The organism is Bradyrhizobium sp. Kon10 (assembly GCF_055807395.1).
In genome coordinates, this window is record NZ_JBVVOZ010000021.1 from 69,915 (window position 1) to 82,796 (window position 12,882).

The window sequence follows — 12,882 nt, forward strand, 5'->3', positions numbered from 1 at the left end:
TTTTTCTTTGCCCTCGATATCCTCACTCTCGCGGGCATGATCTCGTCGGAAAACCGCTGCACACTTATCCGGATCATGTTCTAAGCTTCCATTCATGCTGCCCGACATCGTCACCTTCTGGCACGGCCCGATGGACGCCCTGCGCCAGACTTGTCTGCGCTCGCAATTGGCGGCGGGCCACAAGGTCACGGTCTACAGTTTTGACACCATTCCCGGCCTGCCCCCGGGCGTCGAGAACGCAGAGGCCGAGGCGATCCTGCCGCATGCGTTCTCGGAACGATTGCGGCCGTCGCAGCCGGACGGCAGCTGGCGCGACTGGACCACGCTGCAGTTCAGCGATTTCTTCCGCATGAAGCTGATGGCCAAGGGTGCGGGCCTCTGGCTCGATGCCGACGTGCTGCTGCTCAAGCCCGCCGAGATCGATCCAGCAAAACCCTATTTCGCCTGGGAGCGCCCGCGCCAGCTCGGCAATTCCGTGATCTATCTGCCGGCCCAGCACGGCATCGTCACCGCATTCGAGGAGCTGATGGAGCAGGAGGAGCTGACGCCGGACTGGCTGTCGGTGCGCCATCGCATCACGTTTGCGATGCGCCGCCTGCGCGGCGGCTCCAACCGTCTTGCCGACATTCGCGTTGCGATCTTCGGGCCCGCGGCGCTGACCGCGCTCGCGCGCCGCACCGGCGAGTTGCACAACGCGCTGCCGAAAGACTCGTTCTACGCCGTGCATGCCGAGCCAAAACTGTTCTTCGATCCCTCGAGCTATCTCGGCCTCGTCACCAACCCCAAAATCATCGGCCTCCACATCTCGCCCAAGGGCCGCGGCGCCGAGAAGCCGATCCCGGGGAGTTTGTATGCGTGGGCGACGGAGCGGTTTGGGTAGCTCCGGCGCAAGGTGCGCCCCCTCGCCCGCTTGCGGGAGAGGGTTGGGGAGAGGGTGTCTCCACAACGGGACAATCCCGAGAGGCGAAAACCCTCACCCGGCGCGCGGGACGATGCTTCGCATCGCCCGGACGGCGCGACCTCTCCCGCAAGCGGGAGAGGTGCGGCGGAGGCCGCGGCGGCATTATCGCTATTTGATCCAGCGCAACGCGCTCCTGCATCATTGTGCCTAATCTTGCTCCAATACCGCGATCCGAATGGAGCTTCGCATGAGCACCGCAAGCAGGCCTTATCCTATCGTCCAGGGTCTCATCGAGTCCTTTGCCGGCTGGCTGAAGCATCGCCGCGAGCTGAACGAGATGCGGCAGCTCGACCGCACCGAATTCGACCGCATCGCCAACGACCTGCGGGTCTCACCTGACGATCTCGAAGAGCTGGTCCGCCACGGCCACCACGCCGCCGACGAACTGCCGAAGATGCTGAAGCAGCTCGGCATCGGCGAAGAGCATCTCGGTCGTGTCCAGCCGCTGCTGCTGCGCGACATGGAGCGGGTCTGCGCGCTGTGCCAGCACAAGGCACAATGCGACCGCGACCTCGCCGACGGCACCGCCGCGGAGAACTACCACGGCTATTGCGGCAACGCCGCGACGCTGGAATCGCTCGATCAGACCGCGACGCACTGAAGGCGCAGCAAAATTCGATAGCCTGCCCAGGCAGGGAGCGCTCAGTGTTGCAGGCGGCTGGCAAGCACGAACGCCGGCAATGATACGAGCTGCGCCGCCATCGCGAAGATGACGAGCGCCAGCACCGAGTGCTCATAGAGCAGGCCCGTTACGACGCTGCCGACCAGCCAGCCGACGCCGTAGCCCCCATAAAACAGGCCGAAGGCGAGATTGCGTTTGCCTTCCGGCATCACGGTCGCGACCAGCGCCTTGAGCAGCGTATCCTGCGTGGCATAGCCGATTCCCCACAATACGATGCCGAACAGCGCAGCGCTGAATCCGCCAAAAAACACGAATGGCGAGAACGCAGCGGACAGCAGGACAGCAACGAGCAGGATCGGCAAACCGAACCGGTCGAACAACTTCCCCATCGCGAGGCTGACGATGACACCACATCCGGTCGAGATCGCCAGGAACACCGGAATCCATTGCCCGGTCACGGTTCGCGCCTTGTCGAAATGATATGAAATCAGTTCGAAACTCATCAGCCCCGCAGCAAACAAAGCGCCCGCAATCATGTAACCCCAGAACGCCGGCGAGAAGTCACCGGCGAGCGCCGTCTCCCCCTGTTCGAGCTTCGATGGCACGGGAAATTCGATGCGGGCAGCGACGAGGGAGATGAGCGCCAACAGCGCCGGGACTGCGAGCAGCGCATAGCCGAACTGATAGCTGCCGCGCACCGCGAGCACCGCGGCGATCACGAGCGGCCCGATGGTCGCCCCGGTCTCGTCCAGCGCCGTATTGAGACCGTAGACCCATCCCCGGCCGAGTTCGCCCGTCGTGTACGATATCATCGCCTCGACCGTCGGCTTGCGAATCGCACGACCGACTCGCTCCGCAAGAATCAGCAGAGCTGCCATTTGCCAATTTCCCACCAGCGCCATTGCGGGCACCGCGATCAGATTGATCGCATAGCCGATGAAGGTGATGAACCAAAAGCGCCCGCTTTTGTCGGCGAGATATCCGGAAAATGGCCGCAGCGCGTAGCCGAGAAACTCGCCGCCGCCGGCGGTGATGCTGACCACCGCCGCGCTTGCACCAAGTGTCGCCATGAACGGACCATTGATGCTGCCGCCGCCTTCATACGTGACATCGCCGAACAGATTGACGATGCCCATCGTGAGCACGAACGTAAAGGCCGGAGAGCTTCCTTGCCGGATTCGCATGGGTTAAAGTCTCCGCAATCAGGCGCGCAGCGATCGTCCCAGCCGAACAAGAGCCGTCGTTCAACGGCCGATCGCGGCGATCGGTTCCTGGCGGCGGGCGCGGAGCGGCTCGGATGCGCGCAGCCGCTGCTGCCACGCGACATGGAGCGGGTCTGCTCGCTGTGCCATCACAAGGCACAATGCGACCGCGATCTCGCCGACGGCCGCGGAGAACTATCGCGGCTATTGCGGCAATGCCGCCACGCTGGAATCGCTCGATCACGCTGAGGCGTACGGCTCCCGAAACTCAGGCTTGCGTGTCTGGTGCCGCCATGGTGGACCTCGCCGGACCTGCGCATTCCCTAGTGGGCGACAGCGCTGGATTTGCCTGCTATGAATGGCCCCAATCAGGGCACTCTGCGCATGGCCAAGAAAAAGTCAGCAGCTCTACTCAGGTACGTCGTCAAATATGAGCTTGGCGACTCTCCGCATTACGGCGCAATTCAGATCAAGGATGGCGATCGGCTAAGTCTCGAAACCCCGCATGGATCGAAGACAGCCACTTTGAATCCAAGATCCGATCTCCACTCCCTCACGATGGTCCTGCTTTTAGAGCTAGGGGCAAAGCTCGTTTCGATCGATAGCCATTCGAGTTAGTCGTCGCGTCGTACGCCTCAGCCCTTCGCCATCGCAGCGATCGCGTCCGCGATCTCGATCGTGCGGCGCGCCATCTCGGCGTGCAGGCGCTCGACCATCGCGCCATCGAGCCGGATCGCGCCGCGCGAGACGTTCTCCGGCAATTCAAACGCCGCGATGATCTTTCGGGCGCGGGCGACGTCCTCTTCGGGCGGCGTGAAGATCGCGTTGCAGGCTTCGATCTGCGAGGGGTGGATCAGCGTCTTGCCGTCGAAGCCGAGGTCGCGCGCTTGCGCACATTCGGTGGCGAAACCATCTGCATTGTTGATGTCGCTGTAGGGCCCGTCGAGGATTTCGAGGCCATGGGCGCGCGTTGCCAGGATACAGTGGGTGATCATCGGGATCATGGCCGAGCGGCCGGGCAGCATCTTGATGCGCGTCTCGCGCGAGATGTCGTTCGGGCCGAACACGAACCCTGACAGCCGCCGCACCGGATCGCGGCCGGCGGCGGCCAGCTCCTCGGCGTGCAGCACCGCGCGCGCGGTCTCGATCATCGCCCAGACCTTGACGGTCGGCGCCGCGCCGAGCTCGGCGAGACGCCGGCCGATGCTGTCGAGATCCTCGACGCTGGAAACTTTTGGAACCAGGATGCCGTCCGGCGACGCCTTGGCGGCCATCGCGACGTCATCGCCCCACCATTGCGTGTCGAGGCCGTTGGTCCGGATCAGGACCTCGCGCCTGCCGAACCCCTTGGCGGCGATCGCGGCGGCGATCTGGTCGCGCGCCACCGCCTTGGCATCGGGCGCGACGGAATCCTCGAGGTCCAGGATCAGGCCGTCGGCGGCCAGATTACGCGCCTTTTCCAGCGCGCGGGGGTTGGAGCCGGGCATGAACAAATGGCTGCGGCGCGGGCGGGTCATGCGAGCACTCCTTCCGGTTTCGTCGTCGCACTTCTGACCGAAGCCGATAGCATCTGGCCTGCCTATTCGAAAGGCTTGTTCGCGCTACCGGTATATGATTAGGCATAGGCCATGATCACATTCCCAGAGCATTTGCTGGAAGGCTACAAGGCCTTCGCCACCCAGCGGCTGCCGACCGAGCAGAGCCGCTATCGCGAGCTGTCGGTAAAGGGGCAGTCCCCCGAAGTGATGGTGATCGGCTGCTGCGACAGCCGCGTCTCGCCCGAGGTGATCTTCGACGTCGGCCCGGGCGAGCTGTTCGTCGTCCGCAACATCGCCAATCTGGTGCCGGTGTATCAGCCCGACGCCAACGCGCACGGCGTCTCGGCGGCGCTGGAATATGCCGTGACGGTGCTCAAGGTGAAGCACATCGTGGTGCTCGGGCACGCGCAATGCGGCGGCATCCGCGCCTTTGTCGACAAGATCGAGCCGCTCACGCCCGGCGACTTCATCGGCAAATGGATGCAGATGTTCATCAAGCCCGGCGAGGTGGTCGAGCAGCGCGAGCGCGAGACCATGGCGCAGTTCGTCGAGCGCATCGAAAAGGCCGCGGTGTTCCGCAGCCTGGAAAACCTCATGACCTTCCCGTTCGTGCGCAAGGCGGTCGATGCCGGCCAGATGCAGACGCACGGCGCCTATTTCGGCGTCGCGGAAGGATCGCTGTTCGTGCTGGACAAGGCGGCGAAGGAATTCAGGAGCGTGCGCGACGCGGCGTAAGCGATCTCGTCAACGGCCGCGCCAAACGAGATCGTCGTCCCGGACAAGCGCAAGCGCAGATCCGGGACCCATAACCCCAGGCTTGTGTTGTCGCGCAAGCTGACAACCACGAATCTTCGCCAAACCACGTCCTGTAGTTATGAATCCCGGATGTACGCGCGCTTTTGGCGCGCTTGTCCGGGATGACGAGAGTGTTGGGATGGCTTGTAGGGTGGGTTAGCCTTGCGGCTGCGCGAAGCGCAGTCCGCTGGCGTAACCCACCGCTTCTGTGTCCGCGGAAGCAAAAGAGGTGGGTTACGCTTCGCTAACCCACCCTACAGCAGCCTTGCTTTACGCCGCTTTCTTCTTCGCGGTGATCAGCTTGCGGTTGATCAGGACTTCCGCGATCTGGATCGCGTTCAGCGCGGCGCCCTTGCGCAGATTGTCGGACACGCACCACAGCACGAGGCCGTTCTCCACGGTCGCGTCCTCGCGGATGCGGCTGATGTAAGTTGCGTCCTCGCCGGCTGCTTCATAGGGCGTGGCGTAGCCGCCGGGCTCGTGCTTGTCGATAACGAGGCAGCCGGGCGCCTTGCGCAGGATGTCGCGCGCTTCGTCCGCGGTGATCGGATTTTCGAACTCGATGTTGACCGCCTCGGAGTGGCCGACGAACACCGGCACGCGCACGCAGGTCGCGGACAGCTTGATCCTGGGATCAAGAATCTTCTTGGTCTCCATCATCATCTTCCACTCTTCCTTGGTGTAGCCGTCCTCCATGAAGACATCGATATGGGGGATGACGTTGAAGGCGATGCGGGCGGGAAACTTCTTATTGACCAGCTCCTGGTTGGTGTAGACGGCCTTGGTCTGCGAGAACAGTTCGTCCATCGCATCCTTGCCGGCGCCCGACACCGATTGATAGGTCGAGACCACCACACGCTTGATGGTGGCCTTGTCGTGCAGCGGCTTCAGTGCGACCACGAGCTGCGCGGTCGAGCAGTTCGGGTTGGCGATGATGTTCTTCTTCTTGAAGCCGACCGTGGCGTCTGCGTTCACTTCCGGCACGATCAACGGCACGTCCGGATCCATGCGCCAGGCCGAGGAATTGTCGATCACCACCGTGCCGGCAGCGCCGATCTTGGGCGACCATTCCTTCGACGCCTCGCCGCCCGCCGACATCAGGCAGATGTCGACATCGGAGAAATCATAGTGCTCGAGCGCTTTGACCTTCAGGGTACGGTCGCCATAGGAGACCTCGACGCCGACGCTGCGGCGTGACGCCAGGGCCACCACCTCGTCCGCGGGGAATTTGCGCTCATCGAGAATGTTGAGCATTTCCCGTCCGACATTGCCGGTCGCGCCGACGACTGCGACTTTGTAACCCATCGTTCACTCTCCGAGGAAAAAGCCCTTCCCTGAAGCTGACGCTTAAACAGGAAGAGCAGCGCTTCTATGCGAGAACCGGCCTCAAGACAACGTTGGACCCTGCCTGAAGGCCGTGGATGCAGTCGCCTGAGGCCAGCACGGCCGCAACCCCCACCCAGATCCATCTTGCGCTCGCCAACTTCGCCGACGAGGTCGTCGGCACGCTGGCGCGCCTGTTTGCCTATGTGGGGGTCTTGGCGCTGTTTGCCATCCTCGGGCTCGCGGCGCTCGGTCAATTGCCGGACCTGCGTGACGACGAGCCAGCGGAGAAGCCGGGGTGGAGCGTGGCCGACCGCTCGCATCCGGCCTTCGCCGTCAGCCGAAACGATTCATCCGACAAAACAGTCGCTTACACCGTCCTCCGGCATCCCCAAGGCGGCCGCAAGGACGTGATGCGCTGGATCGGCGAGGCGAACAAGCCCATGGCTGCGCTCGAGATTTACAGGGAAGGCGACGAATTCGACGTGGCCCGCCCCGCGACCGCCGATTTGGCTATCCAGATGGGCCTGGACGCGGCTGCCCCGCTCGAGCAGGCCGGCTTGATCGACACGAAATTCGGACCCGTTGTGCTGTTCCGGCCCGGCGCCACGGCGAAGGGGCCGCAAACGTGCCTGGGTTATCTCAAGCGCAACGAAGACCCGGCGCTCCAGATCTCCGGATTCTCCTGCCAGGGTGACACCCTGCCGGCGCAGCGCGCAGCGATCGCCTGCACGCTCAACCGGCTGACGCAGCTCGCCTCGGGCAACGAGCCGAAGCTGGCGGAATTGTTCGCTCATGCCGAGCTCAAGCGCCGGGCTTGTGACCCCGCAGCGTCGTCGGACTGGCTGCTGGGCGCCGCGAACGCGCAACTGCGCGGGGCGCTCTGACCGGCATCGGGCCCAAATGACGCCCCCTGTGAATGGCTCAAGTGACTGGTTCTCATGCAACTTTTGCCGGGGCGCGCGATTATTCCGCGCTGGTGTGACCCAATAGACCTAGTTGCAACGGCCTCGGCCGGGCTAGTATGGGGCGAAATCGATTGGCGGCTTGCCGCCTGAAGGGGACGTGATGAGCTCGAAATTCTCTGCCGCGAACAAATTGGCGATCTGGCTTGCGGCAGGCGCCGTCATTGCCATGTCCTCTGCCATGGGTTTCGCGACGCCGGCTTCGGCCGACGTCAAGACGAAGCGTTACGACGATCGCGGCCGACACTATTACGGGCCGAGCGGCCCCAACGCGGTGTATCAGCAGGGCCCGCGCACCCGCATCTATGTGAGCAAGCGCTCCTGGCTCGACGGCGGCACCGAGGTCAATCCGGGCGACCGCAAGTTCTCCGACTACGCGTTTCCGCCGGCCGTGGGTTATCCGTCCTTCGCCCGCGAAAACCTCAACCGCCCGATCGATCGCCAGCCGCTGCCGACGCCGGCCGATCTCGGCGGCTATCCGCAGAATTTCCCGCTGTACTGAAGCGGACGCAGGAGCTGAATCGAAATGGCCGGGCTCACGCCCGGCCATTTTGTTTTGAAGGTGCTGTAGGGTGGGCAAAGGCGCGCTCTTCGCGCGCCGTGCCCACCATCCTTCGGCAATCGCGAGAGACGTGGTGGGCACGCTTTCGCTTTGCCCACCCTACGGCTGCGGTGTTTGCCGTTACGCGTGCAACTTCTGCAATTCCCTCAGAATCGCTTCGCCCATCTGCGTGGTCGAGGCGGCGATGGAGCCTTCCGACTTGATGTCGGCGGTGCGCAGGCCGCTGGCGAGCACCGCTGATATCGCGGCGTCGACCTTGTCGGCGAGCGCGCCCATGTCGAAGGAATAGCGCAGCGCCATGCCGAAGGACGAGATCATCGCGATCGGATTGGCGAGACCTTGGCCTGCGATATCGGGCGCCGAACCGTGCACGGGCTCGTACAGCGCCTTGCGCTTCTTGCTCTTGACGTCGACCTCGCCGAGCGAGGCTGAGGGCAGCATGCCGAGCGAGCCGGTCAGCATCGCCGCGATGTCGGACAGCATGTCGCCGAACAGATTGTCGGTGACGATGACGTCGAACTGCTTCGGCCATTTCACCAGCATCATGCCGCCGGAATCGGCGAGCTGGTGCTCGAGCGTGACGTCAGGATATTCGCGCTTGTGGACCTGGGTCACGACCTCGTTCCAGAGCACGCCGGACTTCATGACGTTGCGCTTCTCCATCGACGTCACCTTGTTCTTGCGCTTCTTGGCAAGCTCGAAGGCGACGCGGGCGATGCGCTCGATCTCATAGGTGTCGTAGACCTGGGTGTCGACGGCGCGCTTCTGGCCATTGCCGAGATCGGTGATGGTCTTGGGCTCGCCGAAATAGACGCCGCCGGTGAGCTCGCGCACGATCATGATGTCGAGGCCCTCGACCGCCTCGCGCTTCAGGCTGGAAGCGTCCGCCAGCGCCGGGTAGCAGACGGCCGGGCGCAAATTGGCGAACAAAGCGAGATCCTTGCGCAGCCGGAGCAGGCCCGCTTCAGGCCGCACCTCGTAGGGGACCGCATCCCACTTCGGACCGCCGACTGCGCCGAAGATCACGGCATCGGCATCCTTGGCCTTGGCCATATCGCCCTCGGAGATCGACACCTTGTGGGCGTCATAGGCGGAGCCGCCGACCAGACCCATATCGGTCTCGAATTTGGCGATGCCGGCTGAATTGAGCCAGTCGATCAGCCGCTTCACCTCGCCCATCACTTCCGGGCCGATACCGTCGCCGGGAAGCAGCAGCAGCTTGTGGGTCGCCATGACGTTCTTCCTCCGTTTCGTCATGCCCCGACACACGGCCGGGCATGACGGCGCTCTTGAATTTCGGCCGGAGTGCTAGAGCGGCGTTGCGTACTTGGCAAGACACCATTGCCGCTTCGGTTCTGTGCAAGGCGGGCAGGGCCTGCCACACTGCGCATGCCGGAGTACCCCTTTGCACGCACCTGACTGCCCCCCGCCCGCACACCCCGCGCGGCTGATCCTGACCCTATCGCTGGCTGCGACGGTCGGGCTCGGCATCGGCCGCTTTGCCTATGCCCTGGTGCTGCCGGACATGCGGGAAGACCTCGGCTGGTCCTATTCGGCGGCCGGTTTCATGAACACCATCAACGCCGTCGGCTACCTCGCAGGCGCGCTGGTGGCATCCCGCCTGATCCAGCGCGTCGGCTGGTCGGCCGCGATCCGCGGCGGAACCCTGGCCTGCGTCGCCGCGCTCGCGACTTGCGCGCTGACCGGGAATTTTGTCGCACTGAGCCTGGCGCGTCTCGTGCTGGGCGTTGGCGCCGCGGCCGGTTTCGTCGCCGGCGGCGCGCTGGCCGCTTCCATCGCGCAGTCGCGCCCGGAGCGGGCCAATTTCCTGCTCAGCCTGTTCTATGCCGGGCCCGGCATCGGCATTCTCGCCTCCGGGCTGATCGCCCCGTTCACGCTGCAATATTTCGGGCCGGGCTCGTGGTGGATAGTGTGGTGGGCGATGACCCTGCTGTCCGCCGTCATGACCGTGCCGCTGTTCCTGGTCCGCATCGAGAGCGGCGTGCGTTTCTCGCAAGGCGGCCACGGCGCCTTCGCGATTCTTCCCGTGCTGATCTATCTCGCCGGCTACTTCCTCTTTGGCGCGGGCTACATCGCCTACATGACCTTCATGATCGCCTATGTGCGCGACGGCGGCGGCGGGGCCGCGGCGCAGGCCGGGTTCTGGAGCCTGATTGGCTTGAGCGCGTTCGTCACGCCGTGGGCCTGGCGCGGCGTGCTCGCGCTCGATCGCGGCGGACTGGCCACCGCGATCATTCTCGGCACCAACGCGCTCGGCGCTGCCCTGCCGATGCTCGGGCATTCGCCGGCATGGCTCGCGGTCTCGGCGATTGTGTTCGGCGTCGCCTTCTTCGCCGTGGTCGGTTCGACCACCGCCTTCGTGCGCTTCAACTACCCACCCGAGGTGTGGCCGACCGCGATCGCGGCGATGACGATCTCGTTCGGCGTCGGACAGACGCTCGGCCCCATCGTGGTCGGCGCGATCACGGATGCGCTGGGGAGCTTGAGCTATGCGCTGAATGTGTCGGCCGCGCTGCTGGCGCTCGGGGCGGTGGCGGCGCTGTGCCAGCGCAAGGTGGGATCGGCCGCCTAGCATTGTCGTCCCGGCGAAGGCCGGGACCCATAACCACAGGGAGCAATTTGACGAAGACTGGTCGTTCGGGATTGGCATCTCGCGAAATCGATGGACCTCGCGGTATGGGTCCCGGCCTTCGCCGGGACGACAACAATCAGCTCCCGCTGAACGAATTATAGCCCTGATCTTCCCAATAGCCGCCCTTGTAGTCGTTGGTGACTTCCATCGACACCACGTATTTCGGGTTCTTGAAGCCGAGCTTGGTCGGCACCCGGATCTTCATCGGGAAGCCGTAGGCGCGCGGCAGGGTCTCGCCGGCGTATTTGAACGTCATCTGGGTCTGCGGATGCAGCGCGGTGCGCATGTCGAGCGGCGAGTTGTAGCCGTCCTTGTCGGCGCACTGGAACCAGACATATTTGGCGCGGCTGTCGGCGCCGATCAGCTTGAGGAAATCGCGCAAGGGTGTGCCGGTCCAGCTGCCGATCGCGCTCCAGCCCTCGACGCAAATGTGTCGCGTGATCTGCGTGAATTGCGGCAGCTTGTACAACTCCGGAAGCGTCCACGATTTCTTGTTGTCGACGAGGCCGCGCACCTCGAGCTTCCAGGCGTCGCCATCGACCTCCGGCGCGTCATCGAGATCGTAATAGCCGTTGAACGGGAACGGCTTTGTGATCGCGCTTTCCGCGAAGGTCGGCGCCAGCGCGTCGGGATTGAAAATGAAATCCTGCACGGCGTCGTTGAATTTCGAGACCTTCGCCAGCAGCGCATCGGCCGACGACGAATCGACCACATCGCAGCCGGTGAGCAAGGTCAACGCGCCGAGGCTGGCGCCGCCCGCGATGAAGCGGCGGCGGGTGAGGTCCGGCATGGTCTTGATGGAATCCTTGATCAGCAGCCGCTTGTCGACGCCGGGGATCAGGAATGAACGTTTGGCCATTTCTCGGCTTCCTCTTTAGCGACCGACGATCATTGCGCGCAGGCTCTTCGGCACCAAGAGCGCGAGCGCGACGTGAACCACCAGGAAGGCGCAGATCGCGGCCATGCAGAAGAAATGGACGTAGCGCGCGGTCGGGTAATCGCCGAACAGCATCACCAGCCAATGCAATTGCACCGGCTTCCAGATCGACAGCCCCGACAGCACGATCAGCACGCCGACCACGATGATGCCGGCATAAAGCGTGCGCTGCACGTAATTGTAAACGCTGAGGTCGTCATGGCCGAGCTTGAAGGTCAGTGCCGCCCTGACATCGTGGAGCACGCCGGACGGCGTGATCGGCAGCAGTTTTTTCCGGAATCGGCCGGTGGCAATACCGGTGACGAGATAGGCGAGGCCGTTGACCATCAGCAGCCACATTGCCGCAAAGTGCCAGAGCAGGGCGCCACCGAGCCAGCCGCCCAGCGTGATATCATGCGAGAAACGGAAGTCGAACAACGGTGAGGCGTTGTAGATTTGCCAGCCCGACATGATCATCAGGATCATGGCCACCGCATTGGTCCAGTGCATCACGCGGACCCAGGCCGGCTGGATCACCTTGGTGGGCTTGGCGCTGACCTGCTCGTCGGTGACTGTGAGGCTCGACATGATGGTTCCGTCCTGGGATCGTGTGTCGCCGAATATACGCCGTTCGATCCGCTTTCGTTACGCCCTACCCGCGATCGAATCGATGCCGGCAGGCTATCATGGTCACAAAAAAGCGAGCCGGGCACCCCCCGGCTCGCCGTGTCGCCGCATCCTGTCTCGGGGATGAAACGGGATCGCGCGGGGTTACGTCGCCGGCATCAGCACGGTGTCGACCACATGGATCACGCCGTTCGACTGGTTGACGTTGGAGATCGTCACCATCGAGGTGCCGCCCTTGGCATCGACGATCCAGACCTTGCCGTCCATCTTCTTGACCGTCAGTTCCTCGCCCTCAGCGGTCTTCAGCTTCTTGCCGTCGGTGAGGTCGGAGGCTTCGAGCCTGCCGGGCACGACATGGTAGGTGAGGATCTTGGTCAGGGTCGCCTTGTTCTCCGGCTTGACCAGGGTGTCGACGGTGCCGGCCGGCAGCTTGCCGAAGGCGGCGTTGGTCGGCGCGAACACGGTGAACGGGCCCTTGCCTTCGAGCGTCGGGACGAGGCCAGCCGCCTTCACCGCCGCCACCAGCGTGGTGTGGTCTTTCGAATTGACGGCGTTCTGGACGATGTTCTTCGAGGGGAACATCGCGGCGCCGCCGACCATGACGGTCTTTTCCTCGGCGCGAACCGGCGCGACGACGGTCGCGGTGATGGCCAGGGCGCTGAAGGCTGCGGCAGTGAGATAGGCAATGCGCTTCGACATGGAGAAACTCCCGATGATT

13 protein-coding genes and 1 pseudogene are annotated in these 12,882 nt (G+C 63.9%); 7 read left to right on the plus strand and 7 right to left on the minus strand.

Features of this window, described 5'->3' with window-relative positions; translation table 11 throughout:
* Positions 1–94: 94 nt before the first annotated feature.
* Complete coding sequence (locus AC0L2O_RS25495; RefSeq protein WP_473371640.1) at positions 95–880, plus strand: glycosyltransferase family 32 protein; 786 nt, start codon at positions 95–97, stop codon at positions 878–880.
* Positions 881–1,148: 268 nt separating this feature from the next.
* On the plus strand, positions 1,149–1,562 hold the full coding sequence (locus AC0L2O_RS25500) for a hypothetical protein (RefSeq protein ID WP_369719996.1): 414 nt from the start codon (positions 1,149–1,151) through the stop codon (positions 1,560–1,562).
* A 41-nt stretch (positions 1,563–1,603) separates the two neighbouring features.
* Here AC0L2O_RS25500 and AC0L2O_RS25505 read toward each other — a convergent pair whose 3' ends face one another.
* Positions 1,604–2,767: an MFS transporter gene (locus tag AC0L2O_RS25505; protein ID WP_473371641.1), complete on the minus strand. Its 1,164-nt coding sequence runs from the start codon at positions 2,765–2,767 to the stop codon at positions 1,604–1,606.
* 87 nt (positions 2,768–2,854) lie between these two features.
* Between AC0L2O_RS25505 and AC0L2O_RS25510 the strand changes: the two are divergent.
* Positions 2,855–3,035 (plus strand): annotated as a pseudogene (locus AC0L2O_RS25510) (hypothetical protein); the annotation flags it as partial.
* 385 nt (positions 3,036–3,420) lie between these two features.
* Here AC0L2O_RS25510 and AC0L2O_RS25515 read toward each other — a convergent pair.
* The gene (locus AC0L2O_RS25515) at positions 3,421–4,302 is read right to left on the minus strand and encodes an HpcH/HpaI aldolase/citrate lyase family protein (RefSeq protein WP_473371642.1); all 882 of its coding nucleotides are present in this window, start codon (positions 4,300–4,302) and stop codon (positions 3,421–3,423) included.
* A gap of 111 nt (positions 4,303–4,413) precedes the next feature.
* Between AC0L2O_RS25515 and AC0L2O_RS25520 the strand changes: the two genes are divergently transcribed.
* Positions 4,414–5,058, plus strand: a complete 645-nt coding sequence (locus AC0L2O_RS25520) for a carbonic anhydrase (RefSeq protein ID WP_473371643.1) — start codon at positions 4,414–4,416, stop codon at positions 5,056–5,058.
* A 330-nt stretch (positions 5,059–5,388) separates the two neighbouring features.
* Here AC0L2O_RS25520 and AC0L2O_RS25525 read toward each other — a convergent pair whose 3' ends face one another.
* Positions 5,389–6,423: an aspartate-semialdehyde dehydrogenase gene (locus AC0L2O_RS25525; RefSeq protein WP_473371644.1), complete on the minus strand. Its 1,035-nt coding sequence runs from the start codon at positions 6,421–6,423 to the stop codon at positions 5,389–5,391.
* Positions 6,424–6,539: 116 nt separating this feature from the next.
* Between AC0L2O_RS25525 and AC0L2O_RS25530 the strand changes: the two genes are divergently transcribed.
* Complete coding sequence (locus AC0L2O_RS25530) at positions 6,540–7,328, plus strand: hypothetical protein (RefSeq protein ID WP_409191200.1); 789 nt, start codon at positions 6,540–6,542, stop codon at positions 7,326–7,328.
* A gap of 181 nt (positions 7,329–7,509) precedes the next feature.
* The gene (locus tag AC0L2O_RS25535) at positions 7,510–7,908 is read left to right on the plus strand and encodes a hypothetical protein (RefSeq protein ID WP_369720001.1); all 399 of its coding nucleotides are present in this window, start codon (positions 7,510–7,512) and stop codon (positions 7,906–7,908) included.
* Positions 7,909–8,088: 180 nt separating this feature from the next.
* Here AC0L2O_RS25535 and leuB read toward each other — a convergent pair whose 3' ends face one another.
* On the minus strand, positions 8,089–9,201 hold the full coding sequence (gene leuB / locus AC0L2O_RS25540) for a 3-isopropylmalate dehydrogenase (RefSeq protein ID WP_473371645.1): 1,113 nt from the start codon (positions 9,199–9,201) through the stop codon (positions 8,089–8,091).
* A 172-nt stretch (positions 9,202–9,373) separates the two neighbouring features.
* Between leuB and AC0L2O_RS25545 the strand changes: the two genes are divergently transcribed.
* Positions 9,374–10,561, plus strand: a complete 1,188-nt coding sequence (locus AC0L2O_RS25545; RefSeq protein ID WP_473371646.1) for a YbfB/YjiJ family MFS transporter — start codon at positions 9,374–9,376, stop codon at positions 10,559–10,561.
* Between the two features lie 136 nt (positions 10,562–10,697).
* Here AC0L2O_RS25545 and AC0L2O_RS25550 read toward each other — a convergent pair whose 3' ends face one another.
* The 3 genes from AC0L2O_RS25550 to AC0L2O_RS25560 all read right to left on the minus strand — a co-directional run bounded on the left by AC0L2O_RS25550 (position 10,698) and on the right by AC0L2O_RS25560 (position 12,863).
* The gene (locus AC0L2O_RS25550) at positions 10,698–11,480 is read right to left on the minus strand and encodes a molybdopterin-binding protein (RefSeq protein WP_473371647.1); all 783 of its coding nucleotides are present in this window, start codon (positions 11,478–11,480) and stop codon (positions 10,698–10,700) included.
* A gap of 15 nt (positions 11,481–11,495) precedes the next feature.
* Positions 11,496–12,125 carry a cytochrome b/b6 domain-containing protein gene (locus tag AC0L2O_RS25555; protein WP_473371648.1) on the minus strand — a complete coding sequence of 210 codons (630 nt, stop codon included), beginning with the start codon at positions 12,123–12,125 and terminating at the stop codon, positions 11,496–11,498.
* A gap of 183 nt (positions 12,126–12,308) precedes the next feature.
* A complete protein-coding gene (locus AC0L2O_RS25560) occupies positions 12,309–12,863 on the minus strand; it encodes a fasciclin domain-containing protein (RefSeq protein ID WP_473371649.1) in 555 nt (184 codons plus the stop codon).
* Positions 12,864–12,882 lie beyond the last annotated feature (19 nt).